Raw genomic sequence first — 25136 nt, forward strand, 5'->3', positions numbered from 1 at the left:
ACAATAAAAAAGCCAACGATGAGATCATATGCGTTGGCTTTTTTATTAAGTCACTGGTTTTAAAAAATAAGAATCAGCGCTGAAAATTGGCTTGAAATAGACGCTGTTTTAAATCATTTAAGCTTTGGTTTTGGTCGAAACCCAACAGAGTAGAGCACCAAGACAGACCATCAACGCGCCTTGCCAAAAACTGAAAGTTAAATGGGTACTTAAAATGAAGGCGGAAACCACAGCAGAAAGCACAGGAATAAAATATGATGCGGCAGCCAATAGCGTGACATTGCCATGCAATATACCAATATTCCATGCGCCATAGCCCATACCCATTGCAAAGGCTGCGAGGACTAAATAAATGGTGGGTTGCAGTTCAAAGTTCAAAGAGCCTTCACCTAACAACAACCATTTAACCCAAAGCACAATTGAAACTAAAACGAAAAATAGCGTTACGCCATTTTTACCATTCGCCAGTTTTGCGGTGAGGGTGCAATAAGACGCCCAAAGTACAGTGCCGAGCAATGCTAAACCATAGCTTAGAGGATTATTTTGCACATTGCTGAACATGCCTTTAAAGCTTAATCCTTGATCACCGCCCAGCACCCAACAAATACTGATCAGCGAGATTAAAAAGCCGGGTACGATGAGAAAATTGGCTTTTTGTTTATTAAATACAATCGCAAAAATGATAGTAAAGGTCGGCCACAGATAGTTCACCATACCAACTTCGATGGCTTGTCGACTGCTGGTTGAGTAACCAATGGACAGGGCAAGGCAAATTTCATAAGAGACAAACAGCAAGCTACCCCAAACCAGATAGGGAAGAGGAAATTCTTTTAACCGAGGCCAACCAAATAAGAGCAACAAAAAAACAGAGGCCAACGAGTAAATGAGGGCGGCACCACCAATTGCTCCAAAGCTGTTGCTCACTTCTTTAATCAGAGCAATAATTAAACTCCATAATACAATGGCCGCCAGACCAGTCCATGTTGCTTTCGTCGAGTTCATTTTGTTTGTAGTCTTTAACATATTCATTTAATTTGTAAATTCTGTTTAGCATTTCCATTGTTTAGTTTAAAAACAGATTTACAGTGCAGTTTTTAAGGCTACTGAGCGCCGCCGACATTATACGGAAAAATGGTGGTCAGTCGCTTATATACCTGATCATGAATCACGTGAATTTACTCCGCCTCAAGAGGCTGCTCATGCTGCTTAAGAACATGAGCCAAACTTTGTACAGCACGTTCTATTTGAATCAGCTCAAAATCACCTAAACCAAGTACTAAACCAGAGCGTTTACGTTCCAAGGAAAAGGTTGGCGAAACCGCTTTAATCGCAATACCAGCATAGAGTACAGCTTGAGCAATTTTCCGATCATCCATGTATTCTGCAAGCCATAGCACCATATGCATGCCTTGATCTCCAGCTTGTAAATAGCCTAAGTGTTTTGGAATATAACGCTCAATCATGTCAATCAAATATCGACGGTTCTCTGCATAGACATTACGAATCCGTCGAATATGACGTTCTAAATAACCTTCTTGAATAAAAGCAGCCAAAACATGCTGATCAGCAGAGGGAGGATGACGGTCGATTAAAACACGCAATCCACAAAAAGGGGCGACCAACGCTTTGGGAAGTACGGCATAGCCGAGTCGCAGTGATGGGAACAGCACTTTGCTAAATGTCCCCAAATAGATGACTTGTTCAGGTGCTAACCCTTGCAAGGCAGGAAAAGGCTGGCCACTGTAGCGCAGTTCACTGTCATAATCATCTTCAATAATCCAAGCGCTTTGCTGTTTGGCCCACGTGAGCAATGCTGTGCGTCTAGCTAAACTCATCGGCATGCCAATTGGGTATTGATGAGATGGGGTGACAAAAGCAGCACGGGCATTGGGCGCGAGGTTTATACCTGTATCGACTTGAATTCCTTCTTCATCCACGGGAACACGAACAATGTGTAAGGGTTGTATTGAGTTTTCTAGTAGCGCGGTTGTACCTCGGTAGGCAGGGTCTTCGACCCAAACTTGATCTTGTGCTTTAAATAGAATCTGACTAGATATATATAGAGCCTGTTGGATGCCACTGGTAATCACTATTTGCTCAGGTTCACAGCGGACAGAACGAGAGCGTCGGACATAGTCAGCAATCGCAACTCGTAAGGAAAATACACCTTGTGGGTCATCATAACCTGAGGGTGCACCTACTCCTTGAGCACGATAGCGGTTGCCAAATTTTCTCCAAATATCATTTGGTTGGGTGCGCCCAACAGGTACAGAGACTGCAAAAGGAAGATGGGGAAGTGGTTTAAATTCTTTCAATACTTCAGCATAGGCCTGAGCTGCGGGTGTTAGCTGAACGTGAGTAGGCTGAATATTTCTCCGCTCCTGAGTTTGCTGAGACTTTGAATGCGATAAGGTATCTGAAACGAAAGTTCCTTGGCGCGCACGTGCCTCTAAAACCCCTTCAGCCAAGAGTTGATCATACGCTTCAATGATGGTGCCACGCGAAACACTTAATGTCATCGCCAATTCTCGCGAAGAAGGTAAGGGATCCCCCGCTTGTAAATCACCGTTTTGTACTGCGTGTCGCAATGCTTGGATCAGCTGGGCAGCTATTTGTCCCTGCATTTTATTGAGTTTTGCGATAGAGGGAAGTTCTACGACTTTTGCCATTCTTGCCATAATTCTGGTCTACTCAAAGTAATACAAACTGGTACTTTTGAATAATCCAATTAAACCTGAAAATTTACAAGAACAAATATAGCAACATTGAGTTTAAGGAGGTTGTGCCGTGTATATTCCAGCAGATTTTGAAGTGACTCAAATAGATGAGCTATATCAGCTCATACAGAATTATCCATTGGGTATTTTATTTACACATGGGATCAGTGGTTTAGATGCAAATCACTTACCCTTTGAGTTACAAGCCGATACTACTGAATTTGGCATATTGCATGCCCATGTCTCTCGAAATAATCCTATTTGGCAAGAACTGAAGAGTGGCGATGAAGTGTTGGTGGTCTTTCGAGCTGGGGATGCGTATATCTCACCGCAGTGGTATCCCAGCAAACAAGAGCATCATCAGCAAGTACCGACATGGAATTATCGAGTGGTACATGCTTATGGTCGTGTGAGTATTCGGGATGATGAGCGCTATGTACGCGGTGTGGTGGCACGTTTGACACGAACTCATGAAGCGGCGCAGTCAGAGCCGTGGAAAATGTCGGATGCTCCGAAGGACTATCTTGAACCTATGCTAAAAGCAATTGTGGGGATCGAAATCGAAATTACTCACTTACAAGGCAAATCGAAACTAGGCCAAAACAAAGAGCACCGAGATGTTCTAGGTGTAGCGAATGCACTGACAAAAACGGGACAGCTTGAGATAGCCGATGCAATGCATTTGATTGCAACATCAAAAATCAACTCGAACTAGCCACAGATGATCCAATTTAACGAATTGAAATATAAGGAGTGAGCCATGCAGTGCTTAAAACCTGTGGTTTTACAAGGTGAGAGAATTATATTAAAACCGCTTGAATTTGAACATGCACCAGCACTGTGTGAGTCAGTGCGTGATGGTGAGCTATGGAAACTGTGGTATACCCGCATTCCTTCACCTGAGCAGATGACGGCTGAAATCCAACGCCGCCTAGATTTACAGCGGCTGGGCACTATGTTGCCATTTACGGTTGAAGCACGAGACAGTGGTCGGCTGTTAGGGATGACTACTTTTATGAATATTGAAGCCGAGCACCGCCGTGTTGAAATTGGCTCAACATGGTATAGCCAGTCCGCGCAGCGTAGTTATGTCAATACGGAGTGTAAAAATCTTCTGCTTTCGCATGCATTTGATACTTTGAATTGTATTGCGGTTGAGTTCCGTACGTCTTCTTTTAATTTTAAAAGTCGGGCTGCGATTGAACGTTTAGGGGCAAAATTAGACGGGGTACTTAGAAGTCACCAAATTGTGCAGAATGATATTTTAAGAGATACATATGTGTACAGTATTTTAAAAAGTGAATGGCCTGCGGTGCAGCAGCATTTGAGAGCGCTCTTGAGCAAGAAATAACGTTTTGTCTAGCCGACTCGTTTCATTAGAGAAAAATAATACATAAAAAAGCGGCATTACTTTCATATGAAAATAATGCCGTAGATGTACAACTAAATGATCAGTGATATTTGACCTAAAATTACCAGTCGTATTTTAGTCCCACTCTAAAGTTAGTTGGTGCGCCATAGTAGCTGTTTGTAGTTGATAGATGATATTTCTCATTGAACAGGTTATTTAAATTAAAATTCACTACAAGATTTTCATTGATTTTATAACGTGCCATCAAGTCAACCAATGTATAGCTGTCTTGTGTGAATCGAGTCTTATTAGACTCATTATCTTGATAAATTTCACTTTGCCAGCGTAGTCCACCACCTACTGTTAAAGCTTCGTCGAGGTAAGGCAGGGTATAAGTGGTAAATAATTTAGCGGTATTGTTTGGGATACTTGTATTTAAGTTCTTGCCATTTTTGTCCTGAGAGAGATTGCGTGAAAAACTTGCAGAAAGTTGCCAAGTATCCGTCAGTTTACCTGTGGTTTCTAACTCAAAGCCGCGGCTTTTTGTACCAGATTCTGTACGGTATGCTTGAGAGCCATTTGGTGCAGTTTTCCCTTCTATTGCAATGCTTTTATTATCTTCTTGGGTTTGATAAATGGCAGCACCGAAGTTTAGTTGGTTATCAAAGAATTCACCTTTAATCCCCAGCTCTGTGCTATTTCCTACCAGTGGATCGATATAGCTACCTGTGGTGGTTTGCTTGTCTTGTGGTAAGAAAATATTGGTATAACTTGCATAACCTGTCCATTGCTCTGTTAAGTCATAGGTGATGCCAACATAAGGAATGAGTTTGTTCTTTTCTTCACGTATTGAAGTCACGAGTTTTTGATCTGAGTTGGTGTAGTCTTTATCTACGCGTTGCCAATTTTCTAAACGTGTTCCTAAAATCACCGCCAGTGGATCAGCCAATTTTAAACGTACTGCACCAAATACAGATTGGCTTTTCTCATCATTGCTGTACCAGCCATCAATCGGCATTTCAGGGCGTGTCGGGTTATGCCCATCCCACTCGAAAATATTATCCAAAGTATTTACACTCCAACCCGAATAGGTTGGACGTTTATTTTTACTTCTGGCATAGGTGGTGCCTAAAACCACATCATGGCTTTGGTTGAGTAAGTCAAATGAACCATTTAAGGTTAAGTTAAAGAGGTCTTGAGTGGGTTCGTAGTCCCAGTGAGATCCATAGAGTAAAGTACCTGCCCCAGTTTCTTTATTAATTCCTGAGCGTGCGTAACCATAACCGACAATTTCATCAGAGGCTGTGATCGTACGAGATATGACACCTTTGAGCTTCCAACGCTCGTTAAACTGGTGCTCAATATCTGCAAAATAAGCTGTTGTTGTTCGATCAGACTCACTCCAACTTGCAGCATTTGAGTCCGAACGTGACCAATCGATGAGACTGCCATCGGTATAAAATGAAGGTAAACCGCCACGGGCAATACCTGAAATATCCATTTTTTGATAACTGAGCCCCAAACTGGCTTTGGTTTTTTCTGTAAGGTCTGCCTCAACAACACCATAGGCAATTTTACGTTCTTCACTATAGCGGTCGATATAAGAGTCGCCCGTTTGATAGGCGAGAACGGTACGTCCACGAATCGTGCCTGCTTGGTTTAATGGAGATGAGACATCGACATCGGTACGATAAGTGTCCCATGAACCTGCGCTAGCGCTAATAGAGGCTTTAAAATCTTGTAAAGGTTTCTTTCTTACCATATTAATACTTGCACTGGCAGAGCCTGCACCCGTCATTAAACCATTGGCACCACGCACCACCTCAACACGGTCAAATAAAGCAGTGTCCTGACTTTGGAAAATACTGCTATATGAACTTATCAGCTTTACGCCATCGAGTAGAAAGTTATCAACCGTTTGGCCACGTGCATAAATAGGCGAGTTATCACTGCCGATGTTACCGTTTTGGTTAATGGTCAAACCTGCGGCCTGTGAAACAACATCGGTTAGTTGGGTCAGGTTTTGATCTTCCATTTGTTGGCGCGTAATGACACTCACCAACTGTGGCGTCTCTTTGAGTGAAAGTGCCAAACCCGTCGAGGCTGTGGTGGCTTTGGCTGTATAAGAACCCGAGCCTTCAGTCGTTAAGTTATTGCCTGAGTTTGCTTTTAAAGAAATCGTTGCGAGCTGAGCAGTTCCATCTGCACTGGTCAATTGACTACTGTTTGCACCTGAAGCGTTATTGGCTTGACTATGAATGGCTTCAAGTTGAACTTCTCTTGTTTGAACGTGAGCTCGTTGTTTTGCTTGAACACTATAGCCGCCATTGTTGACTTTTACTGCAAGCAAAGCATGAGGTTGTAATAATGCAGCCAATGCCTGATCGACAGCATAATTACCTTTTAGCGCCTTCGCTTGCAAATTTGAGAGGGCCTTTGAGTCATAACTGATGGTAGTCCCTGTTTGGATTGCGAGTTGTTTTAGCGCCTCATCTAAAGGGAGTTGAGTAATGTTCACAGGATACGTTGTGGCAGCATAAACAGCAGTAGTAGCGAAGCTTCCTGCCATCAGTGGCATGCCCCATAAAACTGCGCGAATAGCCATCGCTAATCTACTTTTTGCCTGATAATCCTTCATGCGGTGTTCTCGACTGGGAGTGTATTTCTGTATAAGTCGAGTCAGCTCAAAAAAAGGGTCAAATTTTTATCTTTTTTTTATTTTTAATAGATAAGCACTGTAATAATCCAATTCAAGCTGATGGGTATAGGCCAAGTTCTCTAGACTTTGCTTTGGGTTTTTTAATGAAAACACCCCTGAAACACGAACTTTTTCTAACTCAGGATCGATAAAATAAGTTCCATTTTGATAACGATACAATTCATCCAATACTTTTTTAAGTGGCCATTGTTCTACAACCAGTAAATGTTGTGTCCAATAGGGTTGGTCATTTTGAAGCGGGTTGATGACTGAAATTGAACTGGCATCAAAACTGGTACGTTGACCTTGCTGTAAAAGTTTTCGTGTCGTTGTTTCAGCAGGATATAATGCTACCGCATGTTCATAAACTTTGACTTTGGTGCGATGTCGGTCTTCTTGGCGAACGGTAAATTGTGTACCCAGTGCTTCAATTTTGCCATCTTGGGTCGTAACCATAAATGGACGATGCTGCGGATCTTTTGCCGTCTGAATATAAATTTCGCCTTCTACCAATTCAATTTGTCGAGTTTGTTTTGAAAAGTCGACATTCACATAACTGTTACTGGCTAAAATCAGCTTCGTGCCATCTGCCAAAGGCACCGTTTTAATTTCACCCACTTGGGTGTGGTAGTCGGCTTGCCACTTTGCCCAAGGCATACTATGTGCACTTAAACCAAGGACTAAAAAGCTTGATAGCCCAAACAGCATATTGTGTTTTAAAGAAATATTAAATTTTTGCTTAGACTCTACTAATGCATCAGGTTGGAAAGAGGAAGGTAAATCCGATAAACCTTGTGTAAAACGTTCGATCTGCGAAATGGCTAAAGCATGTTCCTTACTTTCAGACTTCCATTGCTCAAATTGCTGTAGTTGTATTTCGGTGATTTCCCCAGAATGAATCAGCACCAGCCAATCCGCGGCTGCATCTAAGATACTTTCAGGAAGGGGGGAAGGCTGTGACATAGCAGTTGTAAGGAAATCGATTAGTCGGTTGGATTATAAAGACTTATACAGGCTAAAAAAGCCTGTTTCATATCTCTTTTTACCGTTGCTTCAGAAATATTCAGCTTTTCGCTAATCACTCGATAGGTCAGGCCATCTAACTGAGACAACAAAAAGACTTGAGATGTGCGCGTCGGTAGTTTCTCAAGCATACGATGAACCTGATACAAGGTTTCTCGAATGCACACCTCATGTTCTGCCGAAGGGTAGTAGTTTTCTGGTAGCTGTGCCAACGCATCTAAATACAACCTTTCAACATGCTGATGCCGCCAGTGATCAATGATCACATGTTTAGCAATACCCATGAGCCATGCTTGAGGCTCTTTAATTTTTTCAAAACAATATTCACTTTTGAGAGCACGATAAAACACTTCCTGACTCAGGTCTTCAGACTGATGATGGTGTTGCAGTTTGTGTTTGAACCATGACAACAAGGTTGTTTGATGGGTGTTGTAGAGATGACTAAACCACAATTTTTTTTGGACATTTAAGTTCATATTTTTAACTCATGACCCTAGAAAAATATCCTGAATCTCAGCAGTAAAAGTGGGATAAAGAAATGAAAGGTTGAATATTAATGATAATCATTATTAAATGCAATTACAAATCGCAACATTTAGCGTGAGCTGTTTTTTGTTTTCATCCGTCTTATTAATAGATATGCGTGATTTGGGATAGGAAGTTTCAATTTTTTAAATACTTAATTTGATCAAATTTTAAAAAAATGTATGGAACTTCCGATTTTGAACAGTATGTGTTTGGCGAGAATTTTTTGTAATGAATAGGAAATGTAATGAGTGAGCCATTGAACAATAACAACCCAGCAAAGCATTTTCTTCATCGTCGAACACTTTGGATTGGATTCATCATTGTCATTTTATTGTTAGGCATGGGAGGGTTGTATTGGAAAAAGGCCATGTCTCAGCCTAGTGAAGAATATAGTCAATGGGATAAACCTGTGCCTGTACGTGTTGTACCTGTGCAGCGACAAGACCTGCAGGTGGAAATCAAAGCCATTGGGACGGTTGTTCCGACCCATACAGTGAATGTGCAAACTCAGGTCTCAGGCGTTCTCAAGCAGATTTATTTTAAAGAAGGGCAGACTGTTCAAAAAGGACAACTTCTTGCTCAAGTTGACCCTGCACCATTTCAAGTGGCTTTGGCACAGGCAGAGGGGACACAACAGCAAAACTTAGCCCAACTCCGAAATGCAGAAACTGAGTTAGCACGTTATCAACTGCTGTTTAAGCAAGACTCCATTGCTAAACAACAAGTTGAACAACAGCTCGCTTTAGTCAATCAGTTGAAAGGGCAAATACAGGCCAATCGTGCACAGGTTGATGCAGCCAAATTACAATTGTCTTATACCAAAATTTATTCACCGATTAATGGACGAGTTGGTTTTCAGCAGAAAGATGCGGGTAATTTAATTCAGGCCAATGATACGACAGGTTTGGTCAGCATCACCCAAGTTCATCCTATTTATGTACAGTTTTCAGTTGCTGAACATGATTTGACTCATTTGCGTGAAAATATGAAACAGGGACATCAAGTCCCAGTCAAGGCATGGGATAAAGCAGAACAAAAGCAACTTGCGGTTGGGCAGGTGCAGGCGTTGGATAACCAGATTGATGCCAATACAGGTACCTTAAAGATCAAGGCAATTTTTGATAATCGTGATGATGTTTTATTTCCCAATCAGTTTGTCAATGTTCGTTTAAAAGCACATACCGTTCAAGATGCCATCAGTATTCCAAGTGACGCCGTGCAACATGGGGCCAAAGGCACTTATGTGTATATCGTCAATTCGCAGAAAAAAGCAGAAATTCGTATGCTCACCCTTGGCTTAAGTTCTAATGGGCAGATTCAAGTTTTAACAGGCTTAAATGGTACGGAGCAGGTGGTTTTAGAAGGAATTGACCGACTTGCAGAAGGCAAAGAAGTTCAAATTGTCTCGGATCAACCTCAAGCCATGGCCACATCAAAACCTGCTGTTGGATAAGACATGAATATTTCAAAGTTCTTTATTGTCCGTCCAGTCGCAACTACGTTGTTGATGCTGGCATTGCTGTTTAGTGGCTTATTGGTTTGGCGGCTTTTGCCAGTATCGGCTTTACCACAGGTCGACTACCCCATTATTCAGGTCTATACCTTTCAGCCTGGGGCAAACCCCGACACTGTACAACGAACTATCACCGCACCGCTTGAACGGGAAATGGGCAAAATTGCGGGCTTAAAGCAAATGTCTTCGCAGAGTTCTGTCGGGGCGTCTGTCATTACCTTACAGTTTGAGTTAAGTGCTGAACTGGGCGTAGTGGAGCAAGAAGTACAATCGGCACTAAGTACTGCCAGCAGTAAATTACCAAGTGATTTGCCAACGCCACCAGTATATCGAAAGGTCAATCCAGCCGATGTGCCTGTCATTACATTAGCGATTAGTTCAGAGACTTTACCCCTCACCACGGTTTATGACATGGTGGATACACGGGTGGCACAAAAGCTTTCTCAGCTCACGGGTGTGGGTATGGTGAGCCTTGCTGGTGGGCAACGACCAGCAATACGGGTGCAAATGAATCCTGCTGCGCTTGCCGCTTATAAAATGAGTGCCGAAGATGTCCGCACCGCAATCAATGCGGCCAATGCCAGTCAACCCAAAGGCAGTTTTGATGGGCCCTATCGCAGTACTATGCTAGATGCCAATGATCAAATCCGTTCAATTGGCGACTATGAAAGCCTCATTTTACGCTGGAATAACGGTGCTCCGATTCGATTAAAAGATGTGGCACAGGTGATTGAAGGTAGTGAAGACCGCTATATGGCGGCATGGGCAGACAGCCAAACCGCTATTTTGGTGAGTGTGCAGCGTCAACCGAATGCCAATGTCATTCAAGTGGCCGATCAGATTAAGCAGCTATTGCCTGAGCTGCAAAAGAACCTGCCTGAAAACGTCAAAATTCGAGTACTGACCGACCGTACAGAGAGTATTCGTAGTTCGATCCACGATGTGCAAAAGGAATTGGTTTTTGCGGTCTGTTTAGTGGTCATGGTGACTTTTCTCTTTCTAAGAAATTTATCAGCCACCATTATTCCGAGTATTGCCGTTCCACTGTCAATCATTGGTACCTTTGTACTGATGTATTTTTTAGGTTTTTCAGTCAATAACCTGACTTTAATGGCACTGACCATTGCCACAGGCTTTGTGGTGGATGATGCGATTGTGATGTTGGAAAATATTGCACGACATCGTGAAGCTGGTGAAAGCCTGATGCAAGCAGCGCTCAAAGGGTCGAAAGAAATAGGTTTTACGCTCATTTCTTTAACCATTTCATTGATTGCTGTTCTCATTCCGCTGCTGTTTATGGGCGATGTAGTCGGACGGTTGTTCCATGAGTTTGCAGTGACTTTAGCAGCTGCAATTGCAATTTCTCTAGTGGTCTCTTTAACCTTAACGCCGATGATGTGCGCTTATTTGCTCAAAGGCAAAGCGCCATTAAAAGAAGCAGAGCATCAAATTTCAGCCAATAGGTGGAGTTTGGATGGCATCATTCAGAAGTATGGAAAAGCTTTGCAATGGGTGTTTCAGCATCAAACCCTGACACTGGCCGTTATGCTCAGTACAGTGTTATTCGCAGGTTTTTTGTATTGGATGATTCCTAAAGGCTTTTTCCCTGTGCAGGACAGTGGCGTTATCCAAGTGGTGACCGAAGCGCCAGACGATATTTCATTTCAAGCCATGAGTGAGCGTCAGCAAGCACTAGCGGCTGAAATTGTAAAAGATCCCGCTGTTGAAAGCCTGTCTTCGTTTATTGGCATTGATGCCAATAACCCGAAACTTAGTAATGGCCGAATACTTATTAACTTAAAGTCACATGCTGAACGAGAGGGTGCAGATCAAGTCATGGCACGTCTGCGTGGAGAGTTGGGTCATGTTCAGGGTATTCGTGCTTGGATGCAACCTGTGCAAGAGTTGAGTATTGAAGATAAAGTTAGTCGTACTCAATATCAACTTAGTCTGACGGCAGCAAACTACTCAGACTTAGTGTTATGGACACCCGTCTTGGTAGATGCTTTACGCCAACAATCTGAGTTTGCAGAAGTGAGTAGTGAAAACGGTGGGCAAGGTTTACAGGCATATATTGATGTCAATCGAGATGCAGCAGCGAGATTCGGCTTAACAGTAGAAGACATTAGTTTGGCTTTGCAAAATCTATTTGCACAGCGGCAAATTGCGACTCTATATACCCAGTCGAATCAGTACCGCATTGTCTTAGAACTTGCGCCAGAATTAACTCAAGGGATACAAGCTTTAGAGCAAACCTATATCCATAATGCCAGGGGAGAACCGATTTTACTCAGTTCTGTGGCAAGCATTGTGCAAAAACGTGTCCCGATTATTTTACAGCAACAAGCTCAGTTTCCTGCCAATGCTATCTCTTTTAACCTTGCAACAGGCGTGGCCTTGGGAGATGCCATCCAAGCCATTCAACGTGTAGAGCAGCAGCTTAATTTACCTGCTGAAGTTAAACTTCAGCTACAAGGGGCTGCTGCTGCATTTGAAAACTCGCAACAGCATACCTTTTGGTTGGTGATCGCCGCGATTGTGACCATGTATATCGTGCTTGGGATGTTGTATGAGAGCTTTATTCATCCCATCACTATTCTTTCAACCTTACCATCTGCGGCAATCGGGGCTTTATTGGCGCTGTTTATGGTCGGTCGACCACTCGATATGATTGCTTTAATCGGCATTATTTTATTGATCGGCTTAGTAAAGAAAAACGGCATCATGATGGTGGACTTTGCCTTGGCAGCACAGCGTCAAGAGGGTCTTTCACCTCAGCAAGCGATTTATAAGGCGGCGTTGATGCGATTCCGCCCTATTCTAATGACGACACTGGCGGCATTGGTTGGTGCTATTCCACTCATGTTGGCATCAGGCTCTGGAGCTGAATTACGCCAGCCTCTAGGAATTGTCATGGTTGGTGGTTTGATTTTAAGTCAGGTACTGACGCTATTTACCACACCTGTGGTCTATTTGTTTTTTGACCGTTTACAGCTTGTTTTTCAAAAGCCGAAGTTGCCTTTCGTTGAACTTGATGAATCAAGGAGCGAGTTTTGAAATTGCTCTCTGCTTTGGTTCATCGTCCTGTTGCCAGTGTGTTATTGGGCATCGCAATTGTGTTGCTTGGTGTATTGGCGTATTTCCGCTTACCCGTGGCGTCCTTACCTCAGGCAGATATTCCGACCATCGTGGTGCGGGCCAGTTTACCTGGGGCAAGTCCTGAAAGTATGTCGGCGACCGTTGCCACACCCTTAGAACGGGCCATGATGAGCGTTTCTGGGGTAAAAGCAATTAACTCTTCCAGTAGTCAAAATGCAACGCAAGTGACTTTGCACTTTGACTTAGATACCGATATAAATGAGGCGGCACGAGAAGTACAGGCCGCTATTAATGTTGCAATGTCACAACTTCCATCAGGAATACCTAGCCCACCTGAATATTTCAAAGTTAATCCCAGCCAAAGCCCAATTTTTTATTTGGCATTGAGTTCAGCGCATTTATCTGCGGGTAAATTATATGAAATTGCCAGTAATCAACTCCAGCCCAATCTTGCGCAGATAAGTGGAGTTGGTGAGGTTGAAATTGATGGCGCGTCTATGCCTGCGGTGCGGATCACCTTAAATCCGAATGCACTCATTGCACAGGGTGTTTCATTGGAACAAGTCCGTACTGCAATTGAACAAAGTAATACAGTACAAGCATTGGGCGTGGTTGAAACCGATCAACTTCGTTGGCAAGTCGCACTGTCGAATGATTTGAAACAAGCGCAAGATTTTGCCAACTTGGTGATTCATCGTAATGCTCAAGCCATCGTACGTTTAAAAGATGTGGCTGAGGTGCAAGATTCTGTTGAAAACCGCTATGTCAGTGGTTTTCATAATGGTAAACCTGCGGTGATTATCAAAATCAGCCGTCAACCCAATGCCAATACTGTGGCGACCATTGATCAAATCAAAGAAAAATTGCCTGAATTAAAATCACTCATACCCGCAGATGTACAATTGACTACAGTGATGGATGGTTCTGAAATCATTCGCGCAGGCTTAGCGGAAGCTCGCGATACGCTGTTGTTTTCTATGCTGTTGGTCATTATTGTCGTTGCTTTAATGTTAGGGCGTATGCAAAGTGCTCTTGTGCCGAGTATTGCCATGTTGGTGACCTTAGTGGGGGCTTGTGGTTTGGTGTATTTGGCAGGCTTTTCGCTCAATAACCTCTCCATTATGGCGGTGATTGTCGCTATAGGATTGGTGGTGGATGATGCGATTGTGGTGCTGGAAAACATTGAGCGTCATATTGAGCAGGGAGACTCTCCTGTACAGGCTGCCATTAAAGGGATTCAGGAAGTGGGTCTGACTTTAGTGGCCATGAATTTGGCTTTGGTGGTGATTTTCATTTCAGTGTTGTTTATGGGCGGTGTGATTGAGCGACTGTTCCGCGAGTTTTCACTGACCTTAGTTTTTATTGTAGTGTTGTCTGTTTTTGTTTCCTTGGTCCTAACACCAAGCTTATCTGCACGTTGTTTAAAACCGTTAGAGAGCGACCAACATCAGCCTTTATATCAATTTAGCCATCGCTGCATGCAGCAGTTCAATCATGCTTATTTAACATCTTTAAAATGGATGCTAGCACATGGCTATGTCGTGATTTTATTTTGGCTAGGTGCGATAGGTGCTTCATTCTATGTCTATCAGCACCTCCCTAAACGAGTATTACCTGAGCAAGATACAGGACGGGTTGAGGCTTTTATTCGTGGTGATGACGGGTTTTCCTTTCAAATTATGCAACCCAAAATTGCAGCCTTTAGTGAAAGCTTGTTGAGTGATCCTGCTGTAAAAGATGTGGTTGGAACTTCAGGGGGAGCAGGCGGAACCACCAATTCCTTTTTCATGGTGAGTTTAAAACCCAAAGCAGAGCGTGAGGGGCAAAGCTCACATGCCATTGTCGAGCGTATGAAACAAAATGCGCCGTGGCAGGCTGGGGCAATTTTCTCAGCACGTGTGGAACAAGAATTAGAACTGGATGATCCTTTTTCAAGCGGTAGTGGTCAAGACTATATGCTGTTGCTACAGTCAGATGATGTTGCACAGCTACGCCAATGGGTGCCGAAAGTCGCGCAGGCCATGCAAAAACTGCCTGAACTTGAGGCAGTGGAAACTATGGGGGATGAAGGTGCGCAGCATGTCACCCTAGATGTAGACCGTGAAGCGGCACGCCGTTTGGGCGTTGATATTGAAAGCATTTCAAGTGTACTGAACAACTCATTTGCACAGCGCCAGATTTCAACCATTTATGATCCGACCCAACAGTTTCATGTGGTCATGGAGGTAGATAGGCACTTCACGGAACATCCTGAATCCTTAGCCAATGTACAAGTTCCTAATAAAGATGGACAAGCTGTGCCGCTGCGTAACTTTGCGACATGGTCTTATGGAATTACCAATGATCGAGTGTATAGACGTAATCAATATGCCGCGATGGGTATTGGTTATGTGGTGAAACAGGGCTATAGCTATGAACAGGCCGATGCCGCGATCCGATCTGTTTTAACTGAAGTGATGTTGCCAAACAACGTTTTTATGACCACGGATAAAGATGTAGAAGCAGAAAGTTTACAAGCGGGCTTAAGTACACCGTTGCTAATTCTTGCGGTAATTTTGTTGATTTATATCGTGCTTGGGGTGACCTATGAAAGTGTGGTACATCCATTAACGATTTTATCGACCATACCCGCTGTGGCTTTGGGCGCACTGTTAACCTTATGGATCTTTAACTTTGAGTTCACCCTGATTGCATTGTTGGGCATGTTTTTACTTATTGGTATCGTGGTGAAAAATGCCATTTTATTGATTGATTTTACTTTATATGAACGGCGTGCAGGAAAGTCAGCATATCAAGCTGTATTGTCTGCGGCGGCTCTGCGTTTTCGCCCGATCTTAATGACCAATACCGCAGCATTATTGGGTGCAATTCCGTTGGCTTGTAGTTGGGGTGAGGGGGCTGAGCTACGTCAGCCTTTGGGTGTGGTCATTGTGGGCGGCTTAGCGCTTGGGCAGCTCTTAACTTTGTACACAACGCCTGTTTTGTATTTGCTCTTTGAAAAATGGGCTGAATCTTGTTCGAGATTTAAACGTAAATTTGTGCTGCCAAGCTCAGGCAAATAGATAAAGAAATAGGAAAATAGAATGTCAGGTTTGGTTTATAAAAATGTCTTAAGCCTAAGTTGTGTGTTGTTGTTGACTGCATGTAGTTCTACGGCGGTCGTACGTCCTCCCGAATATAAAACACCGATGATTCATGTAGATGAGCAATATAAATATGCTGCGCTTAATTGGACAGAAACCGTAAAGTTAAAAGGCAAGACATTTGCATGGTGGGACATTTATCAAGACACTGTTTTAAGCCAACTGCTGCAACAGTTAAATGCAGAAAACTTAAATTTGAAACAGGCCGAGGCACGTTATAGACAAGCCAATGCTTTACTTGAGCAGCAAAAAGCCAGTCGTTCTGTCAGTCTAAGCTTAGAAAGTGCTGCCAACCGTAATGGCGCAAAGCATACCTCTCCAAACAGTCAGTTTAGCACAGGGGTTCAGGCCAGCTGGATTCCCGATGTCTGGGGGCGTGTAGCCAAAGCGATAGAGGGACGACAGGCAAATTTAGAAGCAGTGCAGGCGGACTTAGCCGCAGTGAAATTGAATCAACAGTTATTGGCGACCGAGGCCTATTGGAACATTCGTGTTTTGGATGCGCAACTTGATGTATTGCAGCAAACCCAAAAAAGTTACCTACGTTCAGTGCAAATTTTAAAAAACCAATATACAGCAGGGATGATTGCGCGGGCAGATGTGATACAGGCAGAAACACAGTTGAAACAAGTGCAAATACAGCAAATCGAAACGCAGCGTGAACGCAATTTACAGGAAAATGTGCTGGCGGTCTTGCAGGGTAAAAGTGTGGTTCAGTTTCAACTGGTGAAACGTCAGCAAGGTTTGAGTATTCCTACTGTACCTGCACAGTTACCCAGTCGCTTACTCATGCAACGTCCCGATGTGATTCGTGCAGAGCGAGAGCTTGCGAGTACACATGCACAGTTGGGTTTAGCACAAACGGCATGGTTGCCAGATATTAATATTGGCCTTAATGCGAGTTTAAATAGTCAAGTGTTGGGTCAGTTGTTCCAAGCCCCTGCATATTTATGGTCTACGGGACTAGAAGCGGCTTCGGTTATTTTTGATGGTGGAAAACGGCAAGCTGAAATTGCCCAAGCGCAGGCAAGTTATGATGAAAAATTAGCAGCCTATAAGCAAACTGTACTTACGGGCTGGAAGGAAGTTGATGATGCTTTAATGCAAACTTCAAGTTTGAAACAACAACAACTGGAGCAAGCTCAGTTACTGCAACTAACTAAAGAAAATGAACAAGTGGTGATGCGACGTTATAACGCAGGTTTAGTCAGTTATTTGGAAGTGGTCACGGCGCAGAATTTAAGGCTGCAAGCTGAACAGAGCACATTAGAGTTGCAACAAATCCAATTAAAAAATACAGCGCAATTAATGACTGCTTTGGGTGGGAATATTTCCTAAACACTTGCTTTCTTTTCACATGGTTATTGGCCCAAACGAAATTAAGCCTTACATCTTGGGCATCAGATGTAAGGCTTATGCTATTTATTTGAAAGTAATAATAAAATAGAAAGTATGTGTTATTGAACACGAATTTTTATGACACACCGTTTATAAAAATAGTGCGCCTGACATTGCTCCAAAGAGCATGACCCACAGTGGATGAATTTTTTTCACTAAACTTAACCCCGTCGCCAAGATAACGATTGCAATGAGTAACCAGTTCTGAGCAGATGCTGCGGCAATAATATAGGCACTGACCAAAACCAAGCCGACGGTAATCGGTTTCAATGCCTTTTCAAACATGCTACGTAGTGGGTGATCCTTAAACTGATTCCAAAACTTGAGTGCAAATATAGTCAGTACAGAAGAGGGCCCAAACTTCGCCAATGAAGTCACGAACAGTCCAGCAGGTCCAGCCACATGCCAGCCGACCAAAGGTACAATCATCATATTGGGGCCCGGTGCCGCTTGAGCCATGGCAAACATGGTACTGAACTCTGTGGCAGTAAGCCAACGATGCACTTCGACTACTTGATGTTGCATTTCAGGCAAAATAGCATTGCCTCCACCAAAGGCCAGTATAGAAAGTTGGGTAAAAACGATGGCTAGAGTGAGTAAAATCATGCGTTTTTTCCTCTTTTTTTCAAGCTTAAGACTGCGACATTGATGCTGACTAAGATCAGTAACGTTAATGCCAAGGGAATCTTAATAATCAGCATAAAGACAATGGTCAGCGCAATGGTAAAGATCGTGAGGTAACTTTTCAGAATGGGTTTCAGCATTTTTAGCCCCATGGCAAACAGTAAACCTGCTGCTGCCGCTGCCAGTCCTTGTATCATGTGCTGAATCACGGGGATATTTTGAAATTGGCTATAGAGCTGATACAGCAAAATCACAATCACCGTCGGTGCAAAAATCAAGCCGAGAACAGCACTAATAGCACCTTTAGCACCCTGAAACTCATAACCAATGGCAACAGCCATATTAATGATGTTTCCACCGGGGAGGATTTGACAGACACCCAATAAGTGCGTGAACTCTTCCGTGTTGAGCCATTTTTGGTCTTCTACAACCATTTGATGTGCAAGTGGCAATACGCCACCAAAGCCCATGAGTCCCAGCTTCATAAAGCCTGCAAATAATTCCCGTGAAGTTGGATGGGTTATTTGTTCAGCAGGGAGCACTTCAGTGTTCATGTCTTTCGCCTTTTGTGGAATGTGCCCAGTATGAACCTGTAGAGATATGTTGAAAAATGCTATTTTTGACGTTATATATACTAAAAAAGTATGTTTGATGGGGCAGACATGATCGATATTCATAAACTCAGAGCATTTGTTGCAGTGGTAGAAGAAAGTAATATTTCGCATGCTGCTGTTCGTTTGAATATGCAACAACCACCGTTGACACGGATTATAAAAAGTTTGGAAGAAGAGCTGAATGCTCAGCTGTTAAAGCGTTTGCCGCGTGGTGTCGAGGTAACAGAAGCGGGCAAGGTTTTGTACAAAGAAGCCCTTGCGATATTGGCGCATGCACAATTAATTCCTAAACGTGTGCAGGATATTTCTTTGGGGGTCGAAGGTCAGATTAATATTGGCTTTACCAACTCGGTTGGCTTACATCCATTTTTACCGGCCTTGCTGCGTAACTTTCGGGAAACTTTTCCACGTGTTTCAATTCATCTGGAAGAAGATGGCAGTAGCTCGCTGATTGATTCCATTAGTAATGAAAAAAATGACATTGTGTTCTTACGCAAACCTGCACCGATTGGCCTTGGTTTAACCAGTCTACATGTACTAGATGAGCCGCTCATTGTGGCCTTACCCAACAATCATCCTTTGGCTGAACACGCCGAACCAATTCACTTGCTGGATCTTGAACCGCATGATTTTGTGTTATACCGACGTTTAGCTGGACAAGATTTATTCGATAATATTTTGGCCAGTTGTTACCAAGCTGGATTTAGTCCCAAAATTGTACAAGAAGCGCCACGTTTAACCTCAAGCTTAAACTTGATTGCTGCAGGGATTGGTTTATCCATCGTGCCTGAGGCCATTCGTGACTTTTGGAATAAGCAGATTGTTTATAAAACGCTTAAGGCCAATAACCCATGTATTGCGCCGATTTATGCAGTGTATAAAGAAAATATAGACAATGTCCGTTTGCAGCATATTTTAAAATTATTGCAATAGACAGTTGAATATTGAGCGCCCTATTCTGCCTAACAAGAGCTGGCTTAAAGTGCTAAGGTAGAGTGATAATGTGTTGTATTAAAGTTTTATACCTATAACGAATGCTCGTATGGAGCAAAATATAATATTTAGCAATATGAGGTGTTTAACCCATGCTTTTTAATAAGGTTTCTTTTGCACTTACGGCTCTAATTTCTTCCTCTGTAGTACTGATGAGTGGTTGTACAACCAGTCCGTCTAGCACCGCTTCAAACACACAACAACAGACGCAAAATGCCTTATTGGTCTATGGTGGCCCCATTTTAACCATGCAAGGCATGCAGCCCAGCTATGTCGATGCCATGTTAATTCAAGACGGAAAGATCCGTTATACAGGCACCTTGTCTGAGGCTGAAAAACTTGCGCCACAAGCTAAACGTTTGAACTTGAATAACAAGACCGTCATTCCTGGCATCATTGATGCCCATAGTCATTTAAACTCTGTCGGTATGCAGCAAACTGTGGCAAATTTATATCCGCCGCCAGATGGCAAGGTGGTGAGTATTGCCACACTTATCCAAGAAATGAATGCGTGGGCGAAGCAAAATCCAACTTTTGTCCAAGCGACTTCCGGCTGGATTATTGGCAATGGTTATGATGATGCCCAGCTACAAGAGAAAACCCATCCGACAGCCACAGATTTAGATCAGATTTCAACGACTCAGCCTGTACTGATTTTGCATCAGTCTGGACATTTGGCCTCTGTGAATCATAAAGCGCTAGAGTTGTTAGGCATTAATGAAAAAAGTAGCAACCCCAGTGGTGGAGTGATTCGACGCGTAGTAGGGATCAATATTCCAAATGGTGTACTGGAAGAAAGTGTTGTGATTGAGGCCATGCTACAGGCGTTTAAAACGGTCCCACCTGAAATGATGCAGCAGATGGCGTTGACTGCGGTACAGACCTATATGAAAAATGGTTACACCACAGTACAAGAAGGACGAGCTGATCGTGGTACTTCAGAACTTTGGCGTAGTTTGGCCAATCAAAACAAATTAGCCATCGATGTCGTCTCTTATCCTGATATCAGTTCAGAACAGGCGTATATGCTTGAAAAAGGTGTAAGCAAAAACTATGTCAATCACTTTAGAGTTGGCGGTGTAAAAATCAGTTTAGATGGTTCATCCCAAGGTAAAACAGCGTGGTTAACAGAACCTTATGTGGTTCCACCTGAAGGGAAAGATAAGAACTATCGTGGCTATCCTGCATTTCCAGAGCAAAAAACAGTCCAGCACATGATTGATTTGGCTTTTCAAGAGCAGTGGCCAATTTTGGCACATGCCAATGGTGATGCCGCGATTGATCAATACCTTAATGTGATTGCCAATGCGCAAAAGAAATATGATGCCTCACAGCGACGAGATGTGATTATTCATGCGCAAACCATGCGAGAGGATCAACTGGATCGGGCGAAACAGCTTCACTTGATTCCCTCATTTTTTTCTCTACATACTTATTACTGGGGCGACTGGCATGTGGCACAAACCTTAGGTGAAAAGCGTGCTGAACACATCTCACCAACAGGTTCGGCCTTAAGAAAAGGCATGATTTTCACTGAGCATCATGATGCCCCTGTTATCCCACCGAAAAGTATGATGGTGCTGGATGCAACCGTTAATCGCACCACGCGAACAGGCAAAGTTTTGGGTAAGGCACAAAAAGTCAGCCCGTATATCGCACTTAAAACGATGACGGACTGGGCTGCATATCAGTATTTTGAAGAAGACATCAAAGGCACATTAAGTACTGGGAAATACGGTGACTTTGTTGTTTTAAGTGACAATCCAATCACAATTGATCCGTCTAAGATCAAAGATATCAACGTTCTTGCAACCTATAAGCAAGGATAGTTGGTTTATCAAAGATAAAGTTGTTTAGCGGCTTGTAAACCTGCGACTGAAAAGGTCATGAGATGTTTGACCAAAAGCGCAGGTTCAAGCTTGGAGACATTTTTAAGTGGGCTTGGCCCATTTGCATCTGCCAAAATCAGCATCATACAAGGCGCGACTGTGCTGAGTACACAAGGCAAAAGTGCAGGGTGATTTTCATCAATGCCTGAAACTTGGCTAATAATTTTTTTGACCAAAAGAAACTTTCGCGCACCATCATTTTGCATAAACGTGTATAGGTGGGTGGTCGGTGAAAAAAGTTCACGAACAAACACCTTGCTATGCCAGACATCGGTTTCAACCAGCTTACCGATCAGGCTTTCAAAAAAAGCTTCGAGTTTTTTAGTAGGCGTTTTAGAGCTGTTAAGCAAGGTCAAGAGTTCTTGTTCATCAATATAATGCGTATGTGCTTCGGCAAGTACGGCACGATATAAGCCATCACGACCATCGAAGTGATAGTTAATGGCAGCTAAATCGACTTCGGCCAGTTTGGCAATGGCTTTACTCGTGGTTTTTGCAAAACCATCCTGAGCAATTAGGCGGCCAGCAGCATCCAAAATTTTCGATTTGGTTAAATCACCATCGCTACGTCCAGCTCTAGACATTATTTACTCTGCATCAAAATTTAGACTTGAAGTATATCTTTCTTAACTGAATTGTTATAGTTTAAATTAAATTTAAACTTGTATTAAAACTAAGCGAAGGTTTGGTGTGCATGAACAAAAGTAAGTTCATACTGCTGGTTGGGGTATTGCTCATTGCTATAGCGGCTGCATTTTTGTGGTTCAGTCGAGACAAAGCCGATCCCGATCATCTGGTGTTATATGGCAATGTCGATATTCGACAAGTCTCGCTGGCATTTGAAACGGCTGGACGTATTCAAAGCTTATCTGTTCAAGAAGGTGATCGCGTTCAAAAAGGTCAGGTTCTTGCCGAACTGAATACCGAATCGCTGATTATACAAGCACAGCAAGCCCAAGCACAGTTACAAGTTCAACAGCAAACCTTAAATGAGCAAGCTGCGGGCAATCGACCTGAAGAGATTACCCAAGCGAAAGCGAAAGTACAGTCTGCCCAAGCCCAATTTGAAAATGCCGATAAACAATACCAACGATTAAATGTCTTAAATCGGAGTACTGCGGGTCAAGCGGTGAGTAAGCAAGAGGTTGATGCTGCAAAAAGCAATATGAAAATGGCGGAAGCGGCCGTCGGTGAAAGCAAAGCCAACTTGGAGCTACTTTTGAAAGGTGCACGCACAGAAGATCGTGAAGCGGCTAAAGCACAATATGAATCGACCAAGGCCAATCTTGATTTGATTGATTACCAAATTACTCAAAGTAAGCTGCTGGCACCTGTTAATGGTGTAATTCGTGCACGTTTACAAGAAGTCGGCGACATGACGACTTCAAACAAGTCCGTCTATACCATTGCTCTGATCCACCCTAAATGGGTGCGTGTTTATGCCAGTGAAATGGATCTTGGATATATCAACATGGGCGCAGCAGCACAAGTCATTCGTGACTCACAACCGAATCAGCCCATCACAGGAAAAATTGGTTATATCTCATCTGTGGCAGAATTTACCCCGAAAACGGTACAGACCGAAGATATTCGCACGACTTTGGTGTATGAAGTCCGTATTTATGTCGATGACCCGAATGACCAACTAAAAATGGGACAGCCTGTGACAGTGAGCATAGCCAAATCATCGCGTCCAACTGCCAAGAATAATCCTTAAGGCATGGGAGTATGTCGATGTCAGTAGAGAGCATTGTGATTGCCACGGATTTAAACAAAACCTTTAAAGCAGAACAAAAAGATTTGGATGATGTGCAGGCTTTGCAAGGCATAAATATGCAGATCAAAACAGGAAAACTGACGGCTTTGGTCGGGCCTGATGGTGCTGGTAAAACCACATTTTTAAGATTGATCGCAGGTTTATATAAGCCAACCACTGGAAGCTTAAAAGTCTTAGGAATGGATGTCGCCAAAGACCCGCAATCTGTGCAAGATCGTATCAGTTACATGCCGCAAAAGTTTGGTTTGTATGAAGACCTCAGCATTCAAGAAAATTTAGACTTGTATGCGGATTTGCATGGCGTGCCAATGAACATTCGCAATGAGCGTTTTGCACGTTTACTCAAGATTACCGATTTAGCGCGCTTTACAGAGCGTCCCGCAGGAAAACTCTCTGGAGGCATGAAGCAGAAGTTAGGTTTGGCCTGCACTTTAGTCCGTTCACCTGAACTATTGCTGTTGGATGAACCAAGTGTCGGTGTCGATCCACTCTCACGCCGTGATTTGTGGATCATTATTGAACAGTTGGTGAGGGAGGAGAACTTGAGTGTCATCCTCAGTACGGCGTATATGGATGAAGCTGAGCGCTGTCATCAGGTTTATGTCATGTTGGATGGGCAAGTCTTAAAGCAAGGTACACCCGACGAACTGACGGCTCAGGCACAGGGACAAACATGGCAAGTAAAACCTAGTCCCAACATGAAGGCGCGGGTGTTACAAGCACATTTACTCGATAATCAACATTATATTGCCGATGCAGTTCCCAAAGGAGATGTAGTCCGTTTTATTACGCGAGCTGAAAGCTCAACACTTCCAACAGATCTGTTACCCAAAGGCATTGTTGCGGAACAGAGGCCAGCAGAGTTAGAAGATGCATTTATGTTGCTTTTACATGAGGCGAAGCATACTCAAAAAATGGTATTGGCACAGGAAAATTTAGCTTTAGACCCTTCAAAATCATGGATAGAAAACTCTGATCCACCAAAAGTGAAAACAGAGCAGAATGTAAAACAGCAGCTCGAGAAACCTGTGATTGTGGTGAAGGATTTGGTACGCAGCTTTGGTGATTTTACTGCCGTAGCCAGTACTTCGTTTGATGTATCTCGAGGCGAAATTTTTGGTTTACTTGGCCCCAATGGTGCAGGTAAGACCACGACGTTTCGTATGCTCTGTGGCTTACTACCCGCCAGCAGTGGTGTGTTGGAAGTGGCAGGCATGAATTTGCGCACAGCTCGTGCACAGGCAAGGGCAAAAATTGGTTATGTATCGCAGAAGTTTGCCCTGTATGGCAATTTGAGCGTACTGGATAATCTAAAGTTTTTTGGTGGCGCTTATGGCTTATCGGGCAAACAGTTAAAGCAGCAAATTGATAAAGCGTTGCTCCAATTTGAACTTAAGCCACATGCTAAAAGTGGTGATCTACCAAATGGTTTTAAACAACGTTTGTCGATGGCAGCAGCACTGTTACATCAGCCTGAAATTGTATTTTTGGATGAACCGACCAGTGGTATTGATCCTTTAGCAAGGCGTTCTTTTTGGTACACCATTGGAGAGTTGGCGAACCAAGGCATGACCATAATTGTGACCACACACTTTATGGAAGAAGCTGAATATTGTGATCGGATTGCGATTCAAGATGCAGGGAAGTTGCTGGCGATTGGCACACCTCAACAGATTCGTAGGATGGCGCAGTTAGAGGGTGTAAACGATATGAATAGCGCTTTTATTGCCATCGTTGAACAGTCCCGTGCAGACATGCAGGCTCACTGA

18 protein-coding genes are annotated in these 25136 nt (G+C 43.2%); 10 read left to right on the forward strand and 8 right to left on the reverse strand.

The window, feature by feature from the left end; genetic code table 11:
* Positions 1–117 precede the first annotated feature (117 nt).
* Together yddG and JZ787_RS15590 are read right to left on the reverse strand one after the other, a co-directional pair.
* Positions 118–1002, reverse strand: a complete 885-nt coding sequence (gene yddG / locus JZ787_RS15585) for an aromatic amino acid DMT transporter YddG (RefSeq protein WP_346312785.1) — start codon at positions 1000–1002, stop codon at positions 118–120.
* A 173-nt stretch (positions 1003–1175) separates the two neighbouring features.
* Positions 1176–2678 (reverse strand): PLP-dependent aminotransferase family protein, encoded by a 1503-nt coding sequence (locus tag JZ787_RS15590; protein WP_346312786.1) that lies wholly within the window; start codon positions 2676–2678, stop codon positions 1176–1178.
* Positions 2679–2787: 109 nt separating this feature from the next.
* Between JZ787_RS15590 and JZ787_RS15595 the strand changes: the two genes are divergently transcribed.
* Both JZ787_RS15595 and JZ787_RS15600 read left to right on the forward strand, forming a co-directional pair.
* Entirely contained in the window at positions 2788–3432 is a 645-nt protein-coding gene (locus tag JZ787_RS15595) for an FMN-binding negative transcriptional regulator (protein WP_346312787.1), read from the forward strand.
* A gap of 45 nt (positions 3433–3477) precedes the next feature.
* Complete coding sequence (locus JZ787_RS15600; RefSeq protein ID WP_159127636.1) at positions 3478–4068, forward strand: GNAT family protein; 591 nt, start codon at positions 3478–3480, stop codon at positions 4066–4068.
* A 121-nt stretch (positions 4069–4189) separates the two neighbouring features.
* On the opposite strand, the gene JZ787_RS15605 is transcribed toward JZ787_RS15600, so the two are convergent.
* The 3 genes from JZ787_RS15605 to JZ787_RS15615 form a co-directional block, all read right to left on the reverse strand.
* Positions 4190–6706 (reverse strand): TonB-dependent siderophore receptor, encoded by a 2517-nt coding sequence (locus JZ787_RS15605; RefSeq protein ID WP_346312788.1) that lies wholly within the window; start codon positions 6704–6706, stop codon positions 4190–4192.
* Positions 6707–6772: 66 nt separating this feature from the next.
* Positions 6773–7729, reverse strand: a complete 957-nt coding sequence (locus JZ787_RS15610; RefSeq protein ID WP_346312789.1) for a FecR family protein — start codon at positions 7727–7729, stop codon at positions 6773–6775.
* Between the two features lie 20 nt (positions 7730–7749).
* On the reverse strand, positions 7750–8265 hold the full coding sequence (locus tag JZ787_RS15615; RefSeq protein ID WP_168159751.1) for a sigma-70 family RNA polymerase sigma factor: 516 nt from the start codon (positions 8263–8265) through the stop codon (positions 7750–7752).
* A 296-nt stretch (positions 8266–8561) separates the two neighbouring features.
* Between JZ787_RS15615 and JZ787_RS15620 the strand changes: the two genes are divergently transcribed.
* The 4 genes from JZ787_RS15620 to JZ787_RS15635 are packed head-to-tail and all read left to right on the forward strand — an operon-like array spanning position 8562 to position 17410.
* Positions 8562–9770, forward strand: a complete 1209-nt coding sequence (locus JZ787_RS15620) for an efflux RND transporter periplasmic adaptor subunit (protein WP_346312790.1) — start codon at positions 8562–8564, stop codon at positions 9768–9770.
* 3 nt (positions 9771–9773) lie between these two features.
* On the forward strand, positions 9774–12887 hold the full coding sequence (locus JZ787_RS15625; protein ID WP_346312791.1) for a multidrug efflux RND transporter permease subunit: 3114 nt from the start codon (positions 9774–9776) through the stop codon (positions 12885–12887).
* Positions 12884–15991 (forward strand): efflux RND transporter permease subunit, encoded by a 3108-nt coding sequence (locus JZ787_RS15630; RefSeq protein ID WP_346312792.1) that lies wholly within the window; start codon positions 12884–12886, stop codon positions 15989–15991. The genes JZ787_RS15625 and JZ787_RS15630 overlap by 4 nt, the downstream gene beginning before the upstream one ends.
* A 21-nt stretch (positions 15992–16012) precedes the next feature.
* A complete protein-coding gene (locus JZ787_RS15635) occupies positions 16013–17410 on the forward strand; it encodes an efflux transporter outer membrane subunit (RefSeq protein WP_346312793.1) in 1398 nt (465 codons plus the stop codon).
* A 150-nt stretch (positions 17411–17560) separates the two neighbouring features.
* Here JZ787_RS15635 and JZ787_RS15640 read toward each other — a convergent pair whose 3' ends face one another.
* The gene (locus tag JZ787_RS15640) at positions 17561–18076 is read right to left on the reverse strand and encodes a chromate transporter (RefSeq protein ID WP_346312794.1); all 516 of its coding nucleotides are present in this window, start codon (positions 18074–18076) and stop codon (positions 17561–17563) included.
* Entirely contained in the window at positions 18073–18648 is a 576-nt protein-coding gene (locus JZ787_RS15645; RefSeq protein WP_346312795.1) for a chromate transporter, read from the reverse strand. Before JZ787_RS15645 ends, JZ787_RS15640 begins: the two co-directional genes overlap by 4 nt.
* 108 nt (positions 18649–18756) lie before the next feature.
* Here JZ787_RS15645 and JZ787_RS15650 point away from each other — a divergent pair, with 108 nt between their 5' ends.
* Both JZ787_RS15650 and JZ787_RS15655 read left to right on the forward strand, forming a co-directional pair.
* Positions 18757–19641 (forward strand): LysR family transcriptional regulator, encoded by an 885-nt coding sequence (locus JZ787_RS15650; protein WP_114837322.1) that lies wholly within the window; start codon positions 18757–18759, stop codon positions 19639–19641.
* Positions 19642–19793: 152 nt separating this feature from the next.
* Positions 19794–21530, forward strand: coding sequence for an amidohydrolase (locus JZ787_RS15655; RefSeq protein WP_346312796.1), 1737 nt, complete (start codon positions 19794–19796; stop codon positions 21528–21530).
* A gap of 8 nt (positions 21531–21538) precedes the next feature.
* Here JZ787_RS15655 and JZ787_RS15660 read toward each other — a convergent pair whose 3' ends face one another.
* On the reverse strand, positions 21539–22174 hold the full coding sequence (locus JZ787_RS15660; RefSeq protein WP_346312797.1) for a CerR family C-terminal domain-containing protein: 636 nt from the start codon (positions 22172–22174) through the stop codon (positions 21539–21541).
* 110 nt (positions 22175–22284) lie between these two features.
* Between JZ787_RS15660 and JZ787_RS15665 the strand changes: the two genes are divergently transcribed.
* Both JZ787_RS15665 and JZ787_RS15670 read left to right on the forward strand, forming a co-directional pair.
* Positions 22285–23307 (forward strand): HlyD family efflux transporter periplasmic adaptor subunit, encoded by a 1023-nt coding sequence (locus JZ787_RS15665; protein WP_346312798.1) that lies wholly within the window; start codon positions 22285–22287, stop codon positions 23305–23307.
* A 17-nt stretch (positions 23308–23324) separates the two neighbouring features.
* Positions 23325–25136: an ATP-binding cassette domain-containing protein gene (locus JZ787_RS15670; protein WP_346312799.1), complete on the forward strand. Its 1812-nt coding sequence runs from the start codon at positions 23325–23327 to the stop codon at positions 25134–25136.

It is taken from the genome of Acinetobacter sp. BWR-L5, assembly GCF_039655985.1.
Taxonomy (GTDB): domain Bacteria; phylum Pseudomonadota; class Gammaproteobacteria; order Pseudomonadales; family Moraxellaceae; genus Acinetobacter; species Acinetobacter johnsonii.